Source organism: Paraburkholderia acidicola, assembly GCF_002362315.1.
Classification (GTDB): domain Bacteria; phylum Pseudomonadota; class Gammaproteobacteria; order Burkholderiales; family Burkholderiaceae; genus Paraburkholderia; species Paraburkholderia acidicola.
Genome location: NZ_MTZV01000005.1, coordinates 43,358 through 61,237, shown reverse-complemented (window position 1 = coordinate 61,237; position 17,880 = coordinate 43,358). Strand labels below are relative to the sequence as shown.

Genomic DNA, 17,880 nt, shown 5'->3' with positions numbered 1-17,880 from the left:
CCGTCTGAAAGGGGCCGGGGCGGCCGTTTAACCATTTGTTGTTTTCGCCTTCCGCTGTGCCGGTGTGCAGCTACGCGGGCGATCGGGCTTCCAGCTTTGTGTGCCGGGGAACCGCCGGAATTCGGAATATACGCGACGAATCAAGGGAATAGCAAATAAAACGTGATGATCAGACACCTATTATCGTGATGGTGCATGATTTCGATTTTTAATCGGTGCCATATCGAAACGGTGCAAAAGAAAACGGCATGCGGAGATGCCGTCTTTCGTATCTGGCGCCGGCCCTGCGCGGCTTACTGGGTTTGTGGCGTTTCGCGCACCTTGCGCGGCCGTCCGCGGGGCAGCGGCGACACGCGCCGGTTGGCCGCCCGCGCCGCCCACTCGCGATACGACTCACCGCCCAGCACCCAGCCCTTGAGCGTCGCCTGCTGGAGCTGGCTCGCTTCGCGTTCATCGAGCGGTTGTTCGCACAGGTCGCGATACGCGCGCTGCCGTTCAAACGGCGTGTTACCGAGCGACCAGTACAACGGGTGATCGGTGATGAGGCTATCGAGCGTCAGCCCGATGTGATGCCGGTAGCTCGACCAGCGGTAGTCTTCCGCCGCGCTCACGAGCTGGCTGCGCACCGGGCACAGCTCGACCACGCGGCTGGCCAGCAGGAAGTAGCGCTCGCCCTCGATCACCGTCGCGCGATAGCGGCCTTCCCACAAGGTGCCGCGCCGTGCATAGCGGCGGTTGAAGTGCGCCACGTAACGGCGGCCGACGGCCTGCATCGCCTTCGGCAGGCTTGCTTCGTCGGCGGGGGTGACGAGCAGCTGTACCGCGCCGGGCATCAGCGCGTACGCGTGAATCGCCAGCCGGTGATCGCGCGAGGCCGCCTTCAGGCAATCGATGAAGAGCTCGTAATCCTGGTCGTCGACGAATGCGGGCTGCTGGTCGAGTCCGCGCAGAATCACGTGCTGCGGCTGGTCAGGAACATAAAGACGTGCAAGCCGTGCCATGCTGGATTATCCGATAGTCGCGTTGGTATATACCCGAAGGTCCGAAGAACCGCCTGAGCGCTAGATTCGGCGCGATGCGGCTAAGCCGGAAACCGCCTGGCGCTTAGGGAAAATGCTCTAACTGCAGCGTATGGTTTGTTTGAAACGTTGTGGTCATAATGAGCGGGCTTTTTCAGGAGGAGCACACATGAAATTAAAACAGGCCATAACGGGGATTGCAGCGCTTGCCTGCATCACGGGCGCTCATGCGCAATCGGCTGGAAGCATCTACCTCACCACGGGTTGGTTCCATCTTGCGCCACAGGACAGCAGTGATCCGCTGAAGGTACTCTCGATTGGTGGCACGCCTATCAATCAAAGCCAGCCAGGCACTGGCGCCGGCATCGATTCGTCCGACACGCTGGGTATGAGCATCGGTTACTTCATCACCGACCATATCGCTGCCGAAGCGGAACTCGGCATTCCACCCAAGTTCAACCTGCTCGGCGAAGGCAGCTTTTCGCAGTTCGGCCAGCTCGGCTCGGCGAAGCAATGGAGCCCGGCGGTGCTGTTCAAGTATCACTTCTTCGGTGCTCAGGCGAAATTCCGTCCGTATGTGGGTATCGGTGCGACGTACGTCTGGTTCACCGACGCGAAGATCACTAATACCGCGTTCGAGCAAGGCGTGCTGCATGGTCCGACATCCGTGTCCACAGATCGTTCCTGGGCGCCGGTGTTTAACCTCGGCTTCAATTACGCAATCACCAAGCACTGGTTCGCGGGCGTCTCGGTGTCGTACATTCCGCTCAGCGTGACAGCCACCCTGCATACGCCGAATGCAACGCCGGTTGGCGGCAGCGTGGAGTCCCAGGCGAAGATCAAGCTGAATCCGATCGTCACCTACGCCAAGATTGGCTACGTCTTCTAGCGCAACCTGGTTTCCTGCTGCCGGGTTTGCTGCACCGCCCTGTCGCATTCAAACGCCGTCACCTCGTGACGGCGTTTTGTTTTCTGGATTCTATGCCTATGGCGCATGTGCCGCATGCATCTGAAATCCATTGTAATTTTGACCATCGTCGGTCATGTGACTGAAAATTCTGCCGGGCTGGGGCTTTCGGCGCGCTGTCGCATTGTCCGCCCGATGTCCCGTGGGCCGGCTGTGCACGTTTCTGCGCGGGTCAGGCACCGAAGTTGCAACTTCCGAGGTTGTTGGCGAGGAATTCCGCAGCAAACCCGGGCCTTTCCATGCACATCCAACTTCCACCGACGGAGCAACCATGACTGCACTACCGAACACGCGCGATGCCATCGGCGAATCCTGGACCACGACCAGCCGGCGCGCCCGCCGCATCGCACGCCACAGCCGCGATGCCGCCGAAGATGTCGCCGGCGAACTGCGTTCGCTGATGTCGGAGCTCGAAGAAACGCTGGCTGACGGCACCCAGGCCGACGCGAAGGTGCTGCGCGAGCAATTGCGCAAGCGGCTCGATGCGGCCCGCGCACGCTTGCAGGAAACCCGCGAAGCCGTGCGCGAACAGGCGGAAACCGTGCTGGCCGATGCCGACGATTACGTGCATGAGAACCCGTGGCGCACGCTTGCCGTGGTGGGTGGACTGGCGCTGCTGACCGGTGCGCTGCTCGCGCGGTCGCGCTAGGACGCGATTCGCGCTGGGCTGATTTGAACTCTGAGACGGACTGGACTGGGCGCCGCAGATCGCCTCGGTGCGTTTCCGCGCGCCTAGTTGTCGTCCACAACGAACAACCGCCGGTATTCCTTCAGCGCATACCGGTCCGTCATACCGGCGATGTAATGGGCAATCAGCCGCGGCTGCGCAGCGGCGTCCTTCGCCTGATAGGCCGGCGGCAATAACCGTGAATCGTCGGTGAATGCGTCGAACAGACCGGCGATGACCCGCCTCGCCTTGTTCGCCATACGCATCACGCGGTAATGCCGGTACAGGTTCTTGAACAGGAAGCGCTTCAGCTCGCCGGCCTGGGCGGCTACGGCCTCGCTGTGCGCGACTAGCGTCGGTGCCGCCCGCACATCGTCCAGCGACGCCGGCGCATAGCGCTCGAGCTGGCGCGTCGTGGTATCGATCAGATCGACGATCAGCGTATTGATGATCCGGCGCACGGTCTCGTGCACCAGCCGGCGTCCTTCGATCTGCGGATAGTCGCCTCGGGCCGTCTCGTAGTGCACCTGCCAGAGTTCGACTTCGGCCAGTTGTTCGATCGTGAGGAGCCCCGAGCGCAGGCCGTCGTCGACGTCGTGATTGTTGTAGGCGATCTCGTCGGCGAGATTGGCGATCTGCGCTTCGATCGACGGCTGATGTCCGTTCAGAAAGCGCTCGCCGAGTTCGCCCAGACGGCGCGCATTCTCGCGCGAGCAATGCTTCAGAATCCCTTCGCGCGTTTCGAAACACAGGTTCAGCCCGTCGAACGCGCCGTAGTGCTCCTCCAGATCGTCGACTACTGCGAGACTCTGCAGGTTGTGTTCGAAGCCGCCATGCTCGCGCATGCATTCGTTCAGCGTGTCCTGGCCGGCATGGCCGAATGGCGTATGGCCGAGATCGTGGGCGAGCGAAATGGCTTCGACGAGATCCTCGTTGACGCGCAGGTTGCGCGCCACCGACCGCGCGATCTGCGCAACTTCAAGACTGTGCGTCAGACGCGTGCGGAACAGGTCGCCCTCGTGATTGACGAACACCTGGGTCTTGTATTCGAGCCGGCGGAATGCGGTCGAATGCACGATGCGGTCGCGGTCGCGCTGAAACTCCGTGCGCGCAGCCGGTGCAGCTTCCGGGTAACGGCGTCCACGCGACTGCGATGAATGCGCCGCATACGGCGCGAGATGCGCCTCGAGCGTATCGACGCTCGGGGTGATTGCGGGTGCTGCATGCGGCCGATTGGTATCGGGCGCGCGCGAGTCAGTCGGCAGGTTGCTGCGGGTGTCGTTCACCGGTTTCTCCGCATCAAGGGGTGGCCGCCGTGTGAAGCGCGCTCTGGCGCATCGCGTCCGCGGCGCTCGCCGCGCCTGCCGTGTCGGCTAGACGGCGGCCGCGAGCGTCGCGTTCACAACGTCGTCGGGGGCACGGGCGATCAGCGTCTCACCGAAACGCTTCAGCAGGATGAATTTGATCTCGCCCGCTTCGGCCTTCTTGTCGACGCGCATCAGTTCGACATAGCGATCGGCGCCGAGCGCAGGTGCGCGAACAGGCAGATGCGCGGCCGCGATCACGTCGACGAGACGCCGTCGCGCGGCTTCGTCCAGCTGGCCGAGCCGCACGGACAGGTCGGCCGCCATCACCATGCCACAGCCCACCGCTTCGCCGTGCAGCCATTCGCCGTAGCCGAGCCCGGCCTCGATGGCATGGCCAAACGTGTGACCGAAATTCAGGATCGCACGCAGGCCACCTTCGCGTTCGTCCGCGGCGACGACCGAGGCCTTGATCTCGCACGACCGCTTGACCGCCTGCGCAAGCGCCTCGGGTTCGCAGTTGTTCAACGCGCCGACGTTCGCTTCGATCCAGTCGAAGAACGCTGCGTCCGCGATCGCGCCGGTCTTGATGACTTCGGCCACACCGGCCGCCAGTTCACGCGCGGGCAACGTCTTCAGCGCGCCGATATCCGCAATGACAGCCTGCGGCTGATAGAACGCGCCGATCATGTTCTTGCCGAGCGGATGGTTAATACCGGTCTTGCCGCCCACCGACGAATCGACCTGCGACAGCAGCGTGGTCGGCACCTGGATAAACGGCACGCCGCGCATATAGCTGGCAGCCGCAAAACCGGTCATGTCGCCGATCACACCGCCGCCCAGCGCAATCAGCGTGGTCTTGCGGTCGGCGCGAGCACCGAGCAGCGCGTCGAAGATCAGATTGAGCGTTTCCCAGTTCTTGTACACCTCGCCATCGGGCAACACGACCGTCGACACCTGCTTGCCGAGCGGCGCCAGCGCACGCCGCAGCGCATCGCCGTAGAGCGGCTCGACTGTCGTGTTGGTGACGATCGTCACCGATGCACCGGCGATATGCGGCGCAAACAGCGCCGTCTGACCGATCAGATCGGCGCCGATGTGGATGGGATAGGCGCGCTCGCCCAGTTCGACGTTGACGGTAATCATGGGGGTAATCATGCTTGCCATTATGGCGCAGGATGCCGGGTGACGCCGGCCAGCTCGAGCTGCATCAGGACCATATTGACGAGCCCGTTGACCGATGGGCGCCCGGTTTCGATGACGAAATGCGCGCATTCGCGGTATAGCGGATCGCGCACTTCATACAGCGCTTCGAGTTTCGCTTTCGGGTCGTCGGTCTGCAACAGCGGACGATTCTTGTCGCGCCGCGTGCGCAGCCACAGGTCGTGCGGATTGGCGCGCAGATAAACCACGAGACCGCGATTGCGCAGCGCCTCGCGATTTTCGGGGCGCAGTATCGCGCCACCGCCGGTGGCGAGCACGATGTTCTCGCGTGCGGTCAGATCGCCGATCACCTGGGCCTCGCGGTCGCGAAAACCGGCCTCGCCTTCGTGCTCGAAAATCAGTGCGACGCGTGCGCCGGTACGCGCTTCGATCTCATGGTCCGAATCGAAAAACGGGCGATCGAGCCGGCGTGCCACCGCCCGGCCCACCGTGGTCTTGCCCGCCCCCATGAGCCCTACAAAAAAGACATTGGCGTGTGCGTCCCGCGCTTGCAACGGTATCCTCTGGTTAATCCGGTAGTTCGTGCCGCAGCTTACTGGCAAAGCGACTGCCTTGTCGAGCCTGCGGCCGCGGCGGGCAGGGGCACTCATGGTCCCGGCACGACGCGTGGTGTGATGAAAACGACCAGTTCGCCGTTACGCTGGCGACGGGCCCGATGACTGAAAAGTGCACCCAAAACCGGTATTTTGCCCAGAAGCGGCACTCGCGTCACATCGTCGCGCTCATCCTGCTCGTAAATCCCACCGATCGATACCGTGCCGCCGTCCTCCACTTCAACGCGCGTCTGCACATGTTTCGTGTTGATTGCGGGCCCTGCCGCGGTCTGTTCGCCGACACTGTCCTTCGCTACATCGAGGTCAAGGACGACGCGGCCGTCGGGTGTGATCTGCGGTTCGACCTCGAGTTTGAGGCCCGCGCGGCGGAACTGCACGCCAGAGACGCCCTGCCCAACCTTCGCCTGATACGGCAGCTCGGTGCCCTGCTCGACGATGGCCTTCATGCGGTCCGCGGTGACGACACGTGGGCTCGATACGGTTTGCCCGTGTCCCTCCGCCTCCAGCGCGCTCAGCTCGATATTCAGCAGGCGCGTGGCTTGCGCCGCGAACAACGTCAAGCCTGCGGTCGCGGCGTCAAACCCGGAGAGCGGCCGCGCCGACAGGTCCATGACCTTGCCTTCGCTGCCGCCGACCACACCAATCCCCGAACCGCTCTCGTGCGTATTCGCGAGCAACATGCGCGCGCCGAGGTTGCGCGAAAAGCCTCGCTCGCCTTCGACGATGCGCGCTTCGATCAGCACCTGTCGCGTCGGCCGGTCGATGGCTGCGATCACGTCCGCGATCTGCGCGAGCCGCGCGTCGAGATCGGTGATGAACAGCAGGTTGGTCCGTGCATCGGCCATCACCGCGCCGCGTTTCGACAGCACCCGCTGGTTGCCCGCCGCGCTCAACAATCGGCGGACTTCTTCCGCGCGGGCATAACGCAACTCGAACACGCGGCTCGCGAGCGGCTCGAGGTCGGCTGCGCGCGCATGCGTTTCGAACCGCTGACGCTCGCGCGTCGCCAGTTGCGCGAGCGGTGCAACCCAGATTACATTGCCGCGGCGTTCCATCGCGAGGCCGTTTACGTCGAGCAGCATATCGAAAGCATCTCGCCAAGGGACCTTGTCGAGTCGCAGCGACACGGTGCCGCGCACCTGGTCGCTCGAGACGATGTTGAGCCCGGTAAATCGCGCGAATGCGTTCAGCACCGCGCCTAGCTCGGCCTTTTGGAAATGCATCGTGATCGGGCGATTGGCGGGGATGCCGCTGGCGGGATCGTTGGATTCATCGGCGCTTGTTGCGATCCGTTGTGCGCGCGGTAGCGGCACCGGTGGCCCCTCGAGTGCATCATGGGCGGCGCCCGCCGAATGCGCGGCTTCGCTGCGAGGCGTCGTGATGCCGTCGACTTCGCCGCTACGCGTCTCCCTGCTCCCGCTATCGCCGCCGGACCCGGCAACACGCTCAGCAGCATCTAGCTGGAATCGATTCGCCACCTCCACGATCTCATCGCGCGGCAATGGCGGGACGCCGAACGGCGCGATCGTATCGTCGAGCGGCATGCGTTCGGGCAACGGTGGCAACGATGCGTGCGCTGCAGGAACCATGGCGACCGCGATGGCCGAGACACACACCGCGATATACGTCGTTTTGCGGAGCACGCTCATTCCGATTCCCCAAGTTTCCCAGCAAGCGTCAGCAGATGCGCGCCACCACGGGTCGCAAGCGTGAGTCCGAGCGCGTCGATCTTCGTCACGCGTTGCTCACCGAACGGCTGGCCAGGCTCGACGGTCTGTGTACCTTCCGCCGTTTCTACGAGCGCGAGCCCATGCGTGTCGTCGCGCAGCAGACCGACGAGCCGCAACGGCGTCGCTTCCGGCAGGTCGACGTCGCCAATCCGCTGCGGCGAAAACGGATCGTGGAACGCGACATCCTGGTCGATCTGCGCATCGCTCGCGTCGAGCATCTGATCCGGTGGTGCCAACTGCCCCGCGCCGACGGGAAAGAGCCTGCTGAACACCTGCAACGTCGTGGCGATTTCAAGCGCGTCGTCATGACGCTTCACGGTCAGATCGGCAGGGACAACCAGCACCGGCAAACCTGCCAACCCGCGCACGAACTTCACGACCTGAGCAAAATTGCCACGTGCAGCGAGCCTCACGGACCGCATCGCGTCGAGTCCTTCGCCACTCGCAGCACCCGGTTCGAGCGAGACGAGAACGAGCCCACTGCGCGCAGCGAGTTGCGAAAACGCGCGCACATCGTCTGCGGATGTCCAGACCACGGGTTGTCCGTGCAGTGTTTTCGCCGCGACGCGCGCGCGTAACGCGGGCAGTTGTGCCAGTGCATGACGTGCCGACGCGAGGCGGTGTTGCGCATCATCGAGTGCGGTGTGGCTGGCCGCGATGCCGCCGAGATCCACGGCATTCCAGCTACGCGCGCCCAGTACGAATACACCGGCAGCAACCAGCAATGCGATAGCGAGCCGGCGTGTGCCGCTCCACGCTTCGAGCGGCACACGCAACCGGTCCAGCCAGCGCTCGAGAGACGTCGCAGTGCTTCGCCGCGGGGCAATGCCCGTTGTCATGGACGGATTCATCGCACCCCTCCCGCACGTGATGCAACCTGCTGATGCGTCACGCTGCCCGCAGGCGCAAGCGGCTTCATCCAGCGCACGTTCGCTCCGAATTCGAAGGTACCGTCGCCGATAGCGCCCGCGCCGCGCCCGGCACTCGCCGGTCGACGCAGTTCGCTCGCTTCCGCACTCTCAACACCTCGCACACTATCGAGCCGCTCGATCCACGCCGCCGCCGCGGCATGGTCATCCGATCTCGCAAGCAGTTCCGTTTCCTCTGCGCGATGTCGTAACTGTTGCAAGGCCACGCCGGCAGCCGGTTCGCTGCTCAAGGTATCCAGCACGTCCAGCAGGCGCTTGAGCGGCACCCCACGTGTCCGCGCGTGTATGGCGCCCGACTGCGCATCGGCTTCGTTGCGCGAAAGCCGGGTCTGCTCGGCAAGCGGCGCGGCCAGTTGCACGAGCGTTCGCTCGACCGACGCACGGCTCGCCTCGATACCCGTGCGCTGCCACGTCTGCCACATGGCAAGCAGCAGCACGCACGCACCGCCTGCCAGCGCGGCGCAGCCACATTCCACGAGACAGCGACGCCGCGCCAACGCAGCGTTGCGCCGGCGATACGGCAGTAGATTGAACCCGCCGATCCACGGTCGGCCAGGCATCGCATGACCCGGTCGGTCAAACAGAGCGTGTACGAACTTCATTCGAATACGCCGCGCAACGCGAGACCAAATGCAACGGTACATGCCGGCTCATGCAGCAGCGCAAGAGCAAACGGATGCGCGCCCTCATCGAACGCCGCGCATTCGAACGGCAACGTCGTGCAGCCAAGCACGTCGCCCACGTCGGCCGTGGAAAAACCGATCCCATCGAGCAGATCCACCTCGCCGCCAATCAACACGCAACCCGATGCGTGGTCCGCCGCGAGATCGCGCAATGCGTCGGCGAAGTCGTCATGCTCGGGGGCGGGATAGCGGATTTCGCCGTCGATCGCATCGCCTGCGATGCGCCACCCGTGAACACCCTCGGCACCGATCCAGATCGCGAGATAAGGCTCGTGCGCGCCGAGTTCGCGCCCCGCCGCATAACGCAATGCGCGCAACGCGGCAAACGGCTCGCTGTCGAGCGCCGTCAACGTAATGCCCGCCGACGCCGCACACTCCACCCGCGCTTCGAGATGCGCCCGCCCGGCGGCCGCGATCGTCAGACGATCCGGCTCGGGCGAAGCGTCGTCGATAAACCAGTCGACCGCGAGCGCATGTCGTTCGATGCCCGCGATCCGCTCCGCCTCGACGAGCACCGCCGGCTCCAGTTCGCTCAACGCATGACGCCGCACCGAACGCACGGCGCCCGCTCCAAGCTGCGAGAGCGGCATCGTCGCCGTCAGGGTCGCCGATGCCGGCAACCCCATCGCACAACGCAACGTCCGTGCGGCACAGATGGGCGGCAATCCGGCAAACAGATCGCGTAGCGCACGCGCTACCGCGGCGCGATCGACGATTTCCGCGCCCGCCATCGCACCGGCCGTGAGCGGCGCGAACGCCACATGTTCGAGCCGTACCGCACCGCCGCGGCGCGAACGCGTGCTCAATACGACTAGCCGCAACGCCTGTGGGCCCACATCGATGCCGGCCGCAAAGCGTCGCGCCGGTAACAGCAACGAATTTCTGAATGCCATCGCGTCTCCCGTGCTGGCTGCCGCGACGAACCATTCGTGCGCGGATCACGGAAGACATTCTGCAAAGCGAACGCCGCGTGCGACATTCGGCCGGATGGCCAATGCGTACAGGAGCCGTCCAGCGACAACTCACACGGCACGCCGCAGCGGGCCGCAAAGCGACTACAGTTGAGCTATCCCGACGCGAAAGAATGGATGAAGCGGCCCGCAAAGTAAGCATGTCGAAAGCAACGGAATCGGGCGGCTATAATCGCGGGACTGTTTTTTGGTGTTCATATGCAATCTTCGTCCCCGACATCTCCGCCGCCCGCGCCGCAAAAGCGCAAGCGTCCGCTGTGGCTCACACTCGTCTTCGGACTGGTGGGCCTTATCGTGGCGTGCATTGTGTGCGTCGCGCTCGTGCTCGGCTACGCACTGGTCGTCGCAACGCCCAATCTGCCGTCGCTCGATGCACTCACCGATTACCGGCCGAAGGTACCGCTGCGCATCTATACCGCCGACCACGTGCTGATCGGCGAATTCGGCGAAGAGCGGCGTGACATCGTGCGTATCCAGGACGTGCCGGACAATCTGAAAAAAGCCGTGCTCGCCATCGAGGACGCGCGCTTCTACGATCATGGCGGCGTCGATCTGACCGGTATCGCGCGTGCCGGCTTCGTTGCGCTGACCAACGGTCATGCCACCCAAGGCGCGAGCACGATCACGATGCAGGTGGCGCGCAACTTCTTCCTGTCGAGCGAGAAAACCTATACGCGCAAGATCTACGAGATGCTGCTCGCGTACAAGATCGAATCGAAGCTGTCGAAGGATCAGATTCTCGAGGTGTATATGAATCAGATCTATCTCGGTCAGCGCGCCTACGGTTTTGCGAGTGCCGCGCGGGTCTACTTCGGCAAGGACCTGAAGGACCTGACGCTCGCCGAATGCGCGATGCTCGCGGGTCTGCCGAAAGCGCCGTCGGCCTATAACCCGGTGGTGAATCCGAAGCGCGCGAAGGTGCGCCAGGAATACATCCTGCAGCGCATGCTCGAACTGCGCTACATCACGCAGGAACAGTACGACGCTGCAAGTCACCAGCCGCTCATCGTGAAGGGCGCGGGCAAGGAGTTCAGCGTGCACGCGGAATACGTCGCGGAAATGGTGCGCCAGATGATGTACGCGCAGTACCGCGAGGACGCCTACACGCTCGGCCTGAGCGTCGTGACGACGATCGATTCCGCCGATCAGGACGTCGCCTATCGCGCGCTGCGCAAGGGCTTGATGGACTACGAGCGGCGCCACGGCTACCGTGGCCCCGAAGCGTTCATCGATCTGCCCGACGATGCCAACGACCGCGAACAGGCCATCGACGACGCACTGCTCGAACATCCGGACAACGGAGAAATCATTGCGGCCGTGGTGACGTCGGCGAATCCGAAAGCGGTGCAGGTAACGTTTATCGACGGCAACGCTGTGACGCTGCAGGGCGACGGGCTGCGCTTTGCGTCGTTTGCGCTCGGTCCGCGCGCACAGCCGAACCAGCGTGTGCGTCCGGGCGCGATCGTTCGCGTCGTCAAGGGCGATGACGGCAACTGGGCGATCACACAGTTGCCGCAGGTGGAAGGCGCCTTCGTGTCGGTCGTGCCGCAGGATGGCGCGATTCGCGCGCTGGTCGGCGGATTCGACTTCAACAAGAACAAGTTCAATCACGTGACGCAGGCGTGGCGCCAGCCGGGTTCGAGCTTCAAGCCGTTCATCTATTCGGCTTCGCTCGAGAAAGGCCTCGCGCCCGCCACCATCATCAACGACGCGCCGCTCTTTTTCAGCGCGGCGGAAACCGGCGGCCAGGCATGGGAGCCGAAGAATTACGGCGGCGGGTTCGACGGTCCGATGACGATGCGCACCGCGCTGCAGAAATCGAAGAACCTCGTATCGATCCGGATTCTCAACCAGATCGGCACGAAATACGCGCAGCAGTACATCACACGCTTCGGCTTCGATGCGGATCGTCATCCGGCCTATCTGCCGATGGCGCTCGGTGCGGGTCAGGTCACACCGCTGCAGATGGCCGGCGCATTCTCGGTGTTTGCGAACGGCGGCTATCGCGTGAACCCGTATCTGATCGCGGAAGTGACCGATTTGCACGGCGTCGTGGTCGCGCATGCGCAACCGCTTATCGCAGGAGAAAGCGCGCCGCACGCAATCGAACCGCGCAACGCGTATGTGATGAACAGCCTCTTGCAAAGCGTCGCGCAACGCGGCACCGGCGCGAAGTCGAACGTTCTGAAGCGCACGGATCTCGGTGGCAAGACAGGCACGACCAACGATTCGCGCGATGCGTGGTTCGGCGGCTATCAGCACACGCTGACTGCAATCGCGTGGATCGGCTATGACAATCCGCGCAGCCTCGGCGATCGCGAAACCGGCGGCGGGCTCGCGCTGCCGGTATGGATCGAGTACATGGCCAATGCGTTGAAGGGTGTGCCGGAATACCGGATGCCGATGCCTGACGGCGTCGTCACGCTCGGCGACGAACTGTATTTCGAGGACTTCACGCCGGGCCACGGTTTCGTCGCGACGGTCGGCGTAAGCCAGGCGTCGCTGGATGCCGGGGCGAGCGGCGCGATGCCGGGCGCTGCACCGGTACAGGTCGGCGAGCAGGAAAAGCAGGACATCATGAATCTGTTCCGCGGGCACTAAGCCGCTGTGCAGCCGCTCCGGCGCGCAGCAGGCAGACGGCGTTACGGTTCGAAATGAACCGCCTCGCCGGCCTGCTGCGTTGCGTAATCCGATAGCGCGGAGAAAAACTCGGTGCCGCCGCGCGTATCGCGCCACGCGCCATCCGTGAAGCGGAAGTGAAAACCGCCCGCCTTCGCGGCGATCCAGATCTCACGCATGGGCGGCTGAAGATTCACGATAATCTTCGTGCCGTTCTCGAATTCGAGCGTCAGGACATTGCCGCTGCGCTCGAATTCGATATCCGCATTCGAGTCGTCGAGCGTGCGCTCCACAGCCGCCAGTGCGGCCTCGGCGCGGGTCAGGTATTCGTTGTCGGACATGCTAAACTCCAGCGATTGATTATTCAGGGACAGTCTCATGCGAGTCGTCTTTCGGATGAGCGCGATTGTAGCGGCTTTGGCCATTCTCGCAGGTGGCGCGCTGAGCGGCTGCGGTCAACGCGGCGCGCTCTATATGCCTGTCGTGCCGCCTCTGCCGCCCAAACCCGTCGAACAGACCCAGCAACCCAACGCGGATGCTGCATCGTCGGCACAAACGGGCAGCGTGCCCGACACGTCGGGTACGCCGCTGTCGCTGTCGCCGGATACCCAGTTGAGCAACCCGCCGGCGTCGGACGCCGTGCCGGCTTCGGCAGCGTCCGCGGCGACACCATATACACCGTCTACACCGTTGCCGGCCTCCTCCGGCACTCAAACCACAGAGTAAGACTTTCGCATGACTCGTTCCGCATTCGCGTATGTCGACGGCGTGCTGCACGTCGAAGGCGTGTCCGCTATTTCGCTCGCCGACCAGTTCGGCACGCCGCTGTACGTCTATTCGCGTGCTGCGCTGACCGATACCTGGCAAGCCTATGCCGGTGCCTGCGCAGGTCGCCGTGCAACCGTGCACGTGGCCGTCAAGGCCAACAGCAATCTCGCGGTACTCAACGTGTTTGCGCGTCTCGGGGCGGGCTTCGACATCGTATCGATCGGTGAACTCGCGCGCGTGCTGGCTGCTGGCGGCAAGGCAGAACACACCGTGTTTTCGGGAGTCGGCAAGAACGGGAGCGAAATGCGCGAAGCCCTTGCGGCCGGCGTGAAATGCTTCAACGTCGAATCGATTCCCGAACTCGACCGGCTCAATACGGTTGCCGGTGCGATGGGCAAAATTGCGCCGGTGTCGCTGCGCGTGAACCCCGATGTGGACGCAAAGACGCATCCGTATATTTCCACCGGGCTGAAGTCGAACAAGTTCGGCGTCGCCTTCGACGAAGCGCGCGCCACCTATCGCGCGGCCGCGGCGATGGCCCATCTCGAGGTGGTCGGGATCGACTGTCATATCGGCTCGCAGATCACCGAAATCGCGCCGTATCTCGATGCCGTCGACAAACTGCTCGAGCTGGTCGAACAGATCGAAGCGGACGGTGTGAAGATCCGGCACATCGATGTCGGTGGCGGGCTCGGTATCACCTACGCCGATGAAACGCCGCCGGACATCGGCGAGTTCGTGCGGACGGTGCTCGATCGTATCGATGCGCGCGGCCACGGTCATCGTGAGGTGTATTTCGAACCGGGCCGCTCGCTCGTCGGCAATGCGGGCATCCTGCTGACGCGCGTGGAGTATCTGAAGCCCGGCGCGGAAAAGAACTTCGCGATCGTCGATGCCGCGATGAACGATCTGGCTCGCCCTGCCATGTACGGCGCGTATCACGTGATCGAACCGGTCGTGCAACGCGAAACGACTGCGCAGCTCTACGATGTAGTCGGTCCGGTTTGCGAAAGCGGCGACTGGCTAGGCCGCGAGCGGCAACTGGCGCTGTTGCCCGACGATCTGCTCGCGATCCGCTCGGCGGGGGCGTACAGCTTCGTGATGAGCTCGAATTACAACACGCGGCCGCGTGCGGCCGAGGTGATGGTCGACGGTGACGCGGTGCATCTGGTGCGCGAGCGGGAACAGATTGCGCAACTGTTCGCTGGCGAAACGATCCTGCCGGAGTGAATACGATGCGAGCACGGTCCATCCGGACCGGCCGCATGAAAAAAGGCGATGCTTATAACGGCATCGCCTTTTTTTATTGGTTGCATCGGTGTCGCATGCCCCCTTCAATCACACAGCGGGTCGAGCTTGCTCACCGATCACCGTAAGCGCCGCCGCGCCATACGCTCCCTCAACCACACCAGCAGCCGCCAGCCGAGCAACGCCACCACAATCGCGCCATAGATCTTCGGCAGCACCAGGTCGTGCTTGCCGGCCTTCATCCACCAGAAATGCAGGATCGCGAGCGCACCGATCAGGTAGATCGTGCGATGCAAGCTCTGCCACCGACGTCCCAGCTTGCGAACCATCGCGCGCGGCGACGTAACAGCCAGTGGAATCAGCAGCACGAACGCGGCAAACCCAACCGTGATGAACGGACGCTTGACGATGTCCTTCAAAATCGCCGCAACGTCGAACCATTTGTCGAACCAGAAGTACGTCGTGAAGTGCAGTGTCGCGTAGAAGAACGCATACAGGCCCAGCATGCGGCGGAACCTGACCAGCGCAGTCACGCCAGTGAGCCGACGCAACGGTGTGATCGCCAGCGTGATGCACAGGAAGACGAGCGTCCACAGGCCGGTTGAACGCGTGATGAATTCGATCGGGTTCGCGCCGAGCCGATCCGTCACGCCGAAGAACACGATACGCACCAGCGGGTACCACGCGGCAACAAAAACGAAGATCTTTGCCAGCACGATCCAGCGGTTAGCGGCGGCCGCGGTACGCGTCGCGCCAGCGCGGGTGGGCGGCGGTGCGGTTGGGGTATCGGATTGCATGGCCCGCCCCGCTCAAAAATTCTTCTTCAGGTCGAGGCCCTGATATAACGACGCGACCTGATCGCCGTAGCCGTTGAACATCAGCGTCTTGCGCTTCGGCGTGAAGAAACCGTCCTCACCGATACGCCGCTCGGTGGCCTGGCTCCAGCGCGGATGATCGACGTTCGGATTCACGTTCGAATAAAAGCCGTACTCTTGCGGCGCGTAGGTGTTCCAGGCCGTCGACGGCTGCTTTTCGACAAAGCGGATCTTCACCAGCGACTTCGCACTCTTGAACCCGTACTTCCACGGCACGACGATGCGGATCGGCGCGCCGTTCTGGTTCGGCAGCACCTGACCATAGACGCCCACTGCGAGCAACGTGAGCGGATTCATCGCTTCGTCCATCCGCAATCCCTCCGAATACGGCCACGCGAGGATCGGCTGCGACAAGCCGGGCATCTGTGACGAGTCTGCCAGCGTGATGAACTGCACGTATTTCGCGTTACCGGTGGGCTGCGCGCGCTTGACCAGCTCGGACAGTGAGAAGCCGATCCACGGAATCACCATCGACCAGCCCTCCACACATCGGTGCCGGTAAACCCGCTCCTCGAGCGGCGCGAGCTTCAGCAACTCATCGATGTCGTAGACCTTCGCATTCTTCACCTCGCCTTCGACGCTCACGCGCCACGGCCGCGGGCGCAGCGTGCCGGCATTTTCGGCGGGGTCGCCCTTGTCGGTGCCGAATTCGTAGAAGTTGTTGTAGGTGGTGATGTCCTTATACGGCGTCACCTTGTCCGTCACGACGAACTTCGGATTCGTCTTCGCGGCCAGTTTCTGCGCACGGCTATCCGGCGACGTGTACGCCGCGAGCGCTTCGCCATTTACCCCGATCAACCCGCCGAGCGCGGCCGCTCCCGCCGCCTGCAGCACGCGCCGCCGGTTCTCGAAGAACTGCTGCGGCGTAATGTCGCCGCGCGCGATGTCGTCGCCACGCAGGGCCATGCTGCCGGTTCGCCTGATCCACATGTTGCCGCTCCCCGTGACGCCGCGCGCCACATCGATGTCCGTTCGACCCGCCAATACAGGGGTCATGCTGTAGTGAACGCCGGGAAGGTCCCGAATCATCCACCGCCTGAATAAAAAAACCGCCGGTGCAACGCACCCGGCGGTTTGATAGTCGTTGCAGCGCGGCGGATCTTACAGCTTGCCGTAGCTATGCAGGCCCGACAGGAACATATTGACGCCCAGGAAAGCAAAGGTCGTAACCAGCAGGCCGGTGAGCGCCCACCAGGCCGCCACGGCGCCGCGCAGGCCTTTCATCAGCCGCATGTGCAGCCAGGCCGCGTAATTCAGCCAGACGATCAGCGCCCACGTTTCCTTCGGGTCCCAGCTCCAGTAGCCGCCCCACGCTTCGGCGGCCCACAGCGCGCCGAGAATGGTCGCGATCGTGAAGAACGCAAAGCCGACTGCAATCGACTTGTACATCAGGTCGTCGAGTACATCGAGCGGCGGCAGCCGGTCCGCCAGCACGCCACGTTCCTTCACGAGGTACGCGACACCAACCATCGCCGACAGCGCAAAGCTACCGTAACCGATGAAGTTGGCCGGCACGTGGATCTTCATCCACCAGCTTTGCAGCGCGGGAACAAGCGGCTGGATCTGCTGCGCGTCGCGCGCAATCGAGTACCACATCAGGAAACCGACGGCCGCGCTGATCACCAGCAGCACGAACGCGCCGAGCGCCCGCGTGTTGTAGTGGCGCTCGTAGTACAGATAGAACAGCGCCGTGATCAGGCTGAACAGCACGAACACTTCATAGAGGTTCGAGATTGGGATGTGGCCGACATCCGCGCCGATCAGGTACGACTCGTACCAGCGCACCATCAGTCCGACGAAACCCATCAGCACCGCGGCCCACGTCATCCGCGAGCCGATCGAGCCACCCGTGGGCGAGCGCGACAGCAGACCGATCCAGTAGAACAGCGTGGCGAGCACGAACAGCGCGCTCATCCAGAGGATCGCGGACTGGCTCGACAGGAAGTATTTGAGGAAGAACGCGTTGTCGGCTCGCGCCAGATCGCCGTGGTAGGTCTGGATCGCAAACAGCGACAGCACGGCGATGCCGGCCATCAGCAGCCGCGCCGGCTTCCAGCGCCAGCCGAGTACGATCATCGCCGGCACTGCGCAGACCAGTATCAGCTTGTCGTAGTAGTTCATGAACGGGTGGTACCGCCACAACGCAAAGCCCGCGCCCGCGACCAGCGCGAGGGCGAACAGCCAGTCGGTGGGACCAAGGCGTTTCAGGAACGGGCGCTCGTCGAACAGCGCCGGATCGGTTGCCGGAGTGGCGGGCGCGCTTGCCCGCGGAGAAGCCGCGGGGCGCGATGAGGACGTGGGAGATTGAGTTAAATCCATGTT

Annotated in this window: 17 protein-coding genes; 5 read left to right on the top strand and 12 right to left on the bottom strand. The window is 63.5% G+C overall.

Annotation, left to right across the window (positions count from 1 at the left end; genetic code table 11):
• Window positions 1–293: 293 nt before the first annotated feature.
• Complete coding sequence (locus tag BWP39_RS18510; RefSeq protein ID WP_096722804.1) at window positions 294–1,001, bottom strand: transposase; 708 nt, start codon at window positions 999–1,001, stop codon at window positions 294–296.
• Between the two features lie 187 nt (window positions 1,002–1,188).
• On the opposite strand from BWP39_RS18510, the gene BWP39_RS18505 reads away from it, so the two are divergent.
• Together BWP39_RS18505 and BWP39_RS18500 are read left to right on the top strand one after the other, a co-directional pair.
• Window positions 1,189–1,908: an OmpW/AlkL family protein gene (locus BWP39_RS18505; RefSeq protein WP_096722802.1), complete on the top strand. Its 720-nt coding sequence runs from the start codon at window positions 1,189–1,191 to the stop codon at window positions 1,906–1,908.
• A gap of 349 nt (window positions 1,909–2,257) precedes the next feature.
• Window positions 2,258–2,635, top strand: coding sequence for a DUF883 family protein (locus BWP39_RS18500; RefSeq protein ID WP_096722800.1), 378 nt, complete (start codon window positions 2,258–2,260; stop codon window positions 2,633–2,635).
• A gap of 83 nt (window positions 2,636–2,718) precedes the next feature.
• Here the strand turns inward: BWP39_RS18500 and BWP39_RS18495 are convergent, their stop codons facing one another.
• The 7 genes from BWP39_RS18495 to pilM form a co-directional block, all read right to left on the bottom strand.
• Complete coding sequence (locus tag BWP39_RS18495; RefSeq protein ID WP_235851459.1) at window positions 2,719–3,864, bottom strand: deoxyguanosinetriphosphate triphosphohydrolase; 1,146 nt, start codon at window positions 3,862–3,864, stop codon at window positions 2,719–2,721.
• A 162-nt stretch (window positions 3,865–4,026) separates the two neighbouring features.
• Window positions 4,027–5,103 carry a 3-dehydroquinate synthase gene (gene aroB, locus BWP39_RS18490; RefSeq protein ID WP_096722796.1) on the bottom strand — a complete coding sequence of 359 codons (1,077 nt, stop codon included), beginning with the start codon at window positions 5,101–5,103 and terminating at the stop codon, window positions 4,027–4,029.
• 20 nt (window positions 5,104–5,123) lie between these two features.
• Window positions 5,124–5,675 (bottom strand): shikimate kinase, encoded by a 552-nt coding sequence (locus BWP39_RS18485; RefSeq protein WP_096722794.1) that lies wholly within the window; start codon window positions 5,673–5,675, stop codon window positions 5,124–5,126.
• 92 nt (window positions 5,676–5,767) lie between these two features.
• Window positions 5,768–7,384, bottom strand: coding sequence for a type IV pilus secretin PilQ (locus tag BWP39_RS18480; protein WP_096722792.1), 1,617 nt, complete (start codon window positions 7,382–7,384; stop codon window positions 5,768–5,770).
• Window positions 7,381–8,316, bottom strand: a complete 936-nt coding sequence (locus BWP39_RS18475) for a hypothetical protein (RefSeq protein ID WP_207556948.1) — start codon at window positions 8,314–8,316, stop codon at window positions 7,381–7,383. The genes BWP39_RS18480 and BWP39_RS18475 overlap by 4 nt, the downstream gene beginning before the upstream one ends.
• The gene (locus BWP39_RS18470) at window positions 8,313–8,954 is read right to left on the bottom strand and encodes a hypothetical protein (protein ID WP_207556947.1); all 642 of its coding nucleotides are present in this window, start codon (window positions 8,952–8,954) and stop codon (window positions 8,313–8,315) included. Before BWP39_RS18470 ends, BWP39_RS18475 begins: the two co-directional genes overlap by 4 nt.
• Window positions 8,955–8,992: 38 nt before the next feature.
• Window positions 8,993–9,970, bottom strand: coding sequence for a type IV pilus biogenesis protein PilM (gene pilM / locus BWP39_RS18465; protein WP_096722790.1), 978 nt, complete (start codon window positions 9,968–9,970; stop codon window positions 8,993–8,995).
• Window positions 9,971–10,246: 276 nt separating this feature from the next.
• Here pilM and BWP39_RS18460 point away from each other — a divergent pair, with 276 nt between their 5' ends.
• Window positions 10,247–12,649 carry a penicillin-binding protein 1A gene (locus BWP39_RS18460; RefSeq protein ID WP_096722788.1) on the top strand — a complete coding sequence of 801 codons (2,403 nt, stop codon included), beginning with the start codon at window positions 10,247–10,249 and terminating at the stop codon, window positions 12,647–12,649.
• A 41-nt stretch (window positions 12,650–12,690) separates the two neighbouring features.
• Here the strand turns inward: BWP39_RS18460 and cyaY are convergent, their stop codons facing one another.
• On the bottom strand, window positions 12,691–13,008 hold the full coding sequence (gene cyaY / locus BWP39_RS18455) for an iron donor protein CyaY (protein WP_096722988.1): 318 nt from the start codon (window positions 13,006–13,008) through the stop codon (window positions 12,691–12,693).
• Between the two features lie 37 nt (window positions 13,009–13,045).
• Here cyaY and lptM point away from each other — a divergent pair, with 37 nt between their 5' ends.
• Together lptM and lysA are read left to right on the top strand one after the other, a co-directional pair.
• Window positions 13,046–13,393 (top strand): LPS translocon maturation chaperone LptM, encoded by a 348-nt coding sequence (lptM, locus tag BWP39_RS18450; protein ID WP_096722786.1) that lies wholly within the window; start codon window positions 13,046–13,048, stop codon window positions 13,391–13,393.
• Window positions 13,394–13,402: 9 nt separating this feature from the next.
• Window positions 13,403–14,665, top strand: coding sequence for a diaminopimelate decarboxylase (gene lysA, locus BWP39_RS18445; RefSeq protein ID WP_096722784.1), 1,263 nt, complete (start codon window positions 13,403–13,405; stop codon window positions 14,663–14,665).
• Window positions 14,666–14,802: 137 nt separating this feature from the next.
• On the opposite strand, the gene msrQ is transcribed toward lysA, so the two are convergent.
• The 3 genes from msrQ to ccsB all read right to left on the bottom strand — a co-directional run bounded on the left by msrQ (window position 14,803) and on the right by ccsB (window position 17,877).
• The gene (msrQ, locus tag BWP39_RS18440) at window positions 14,803–15,480 is read right to left on the bottom strand and encodes a protein-methionine-sulfoxide reductase heme-binding subunit MsrQ (RefSeq protein ID WP_096722782.1); all 678 of its coding nucleotides are present in this window, start codon (window positions 15,478–15,480) and stop codon (window positions 14,803–14,805) included.
• A 12-nt stretch (window positions 15,481–15,492) separates the two neighbouring features.
• A complete protein-coding gene (msrP, locus tag BWP39_RS18435; RefSeq protein ID WP_096722986.1) occupies window positions 15,493–16,488 on the bottom strand; it encodes a protein-methionine-sulfoxide reductase catalytic subunit MsrP in 996 nt (331 codons plus the stop codon).
• Between the two features lie 171 nt (window positions 16,489–16,659).
• The gene (gene ccsB / locus BWP39_RS18430) at window positions 16,660–17,877 is read right to left on the bottom strand and encodes a c-type cytochrome biogenesis protein CcsB (protein ID WP_096722780.1); all 1,218 of its coding nucleotides are present in this window, start codon (window positions 17,875–17,877) and stop codon (window positions 16,660–16,662) included.
• Between the last annotated feature and the right edge of the window lie 3 nt (window positions 17,878–17,880).

What these genes read in the sequence shown, in the direction of transcription:
- BWP39_RS18510 (WP_096722804.1), bottom strand. Translation starts at nt 1,001, where the DNA reads ATGGCACGGCTTGCACGTCTTTATGTTCCTGACCAGCCGCAGCACGTG.
- BWP39_RS18505 (WP_096722802.1), top strand. Translation starts at nt 1,189, where the DNA reads ATGAAATTAAAACAGGCCATAACGGGGATTGCAGCGCTTGCCTGCATC.
- BWP39_RS18500 (WP_096722800.1), top strand. Translation starts at nt 2,258, where the DNA reads ATGACTGCACTACCGAACACGCGCGATGCCATCGGCGAATCCTGGACC.
- aroB (WP_096722796.1), bottom strand. Translation starts at nt 5,103, where the DNA reads ATGATTACCGTCAACGTCGAACTGGGCGAGCGCGCCTATCCCATCCAC.
- BWP39_RS18480 (WP_096722792.1), bottom strand. Translation starts at nt 7,384, where the DNA reads ATGAGCGTGCTCCGCAAAACGACGTATATCGCGGTGTGTGTCTCGGCC.
- BWP39_RS18475 (WP_207556948.1), bottom strand. Translation starts at nt 8,316, where the DNA reads ATGAATCCGTCCATGACAACGGGCATTGCCCCGCGGCGAAGCACTGCG.
- BWP39_RS18470 (WP_207556947.1), bottom strand. Translation starts at nt 8,954, where the DNA reads ATGCCTGGCCGACCGTGGATCGGCGGGTTCAATCTACTGCCGTATCGC.
- pilM (WP_096722790.1), bottom strand. Translation starts at nt 9,970, where the DNA reads ATGGCATTCAGAAATTCGTTGCTGTTACCGGCGCGACGCTTTGCGGCC.
- BWP39_RS18460 (WP_096722788.1), top strand. Translation starts at nt 10,247, where the DNA reads ATGCAATCTTCGTCCCCGACATCTCCGCCGCCCGCGCCGCAAAAGCGC.
- cyaY (WP_096722988.1), bottom strand. Translation starts at nt 13,008, where the DNA reads ATGTCCGACAACGAATACCTGACCCGCGCCGAGGCCGCACTGGCGGCT.
- lptM (WP_096722786.1), top strand. Translation starts at nt 13,046, where the DNA reads ATGCGAGTCGTCTTTCGGATGAGCGCGATTGTAGCGGCTTTGGCCATT.
- lysA (WP_096722784.1), top strand. Translation starts at nt 13,403, where the DNA reads ATGACTCGTTCCGCATTCGCGTATGTCGACGGCGTGCTGCACGTCGAA.
- msrQ (WP_096722782.1), bottom strand. Translation starts at nt 15,480, where the DNA reads ATGCAATCCGATACCCCAACCGCACCGCCGCCCACCCGCGCTGGCGCG.
- msrP (WP_096722986.1), bottom strand. Translation starts at nt 16,488, where the DNA reads ATGTGGATCAGGCGAACCGGCAGCATGGCCCTGCGTGGCGACGACATC.
- ccsB (WP_096722780.1), bottom strand. Translation starts at nt 17,877, where the DNA reads ATGGATTTAACTCAATCTCCCACGTCCTCATCGCGCCCCGCGGCTTCT.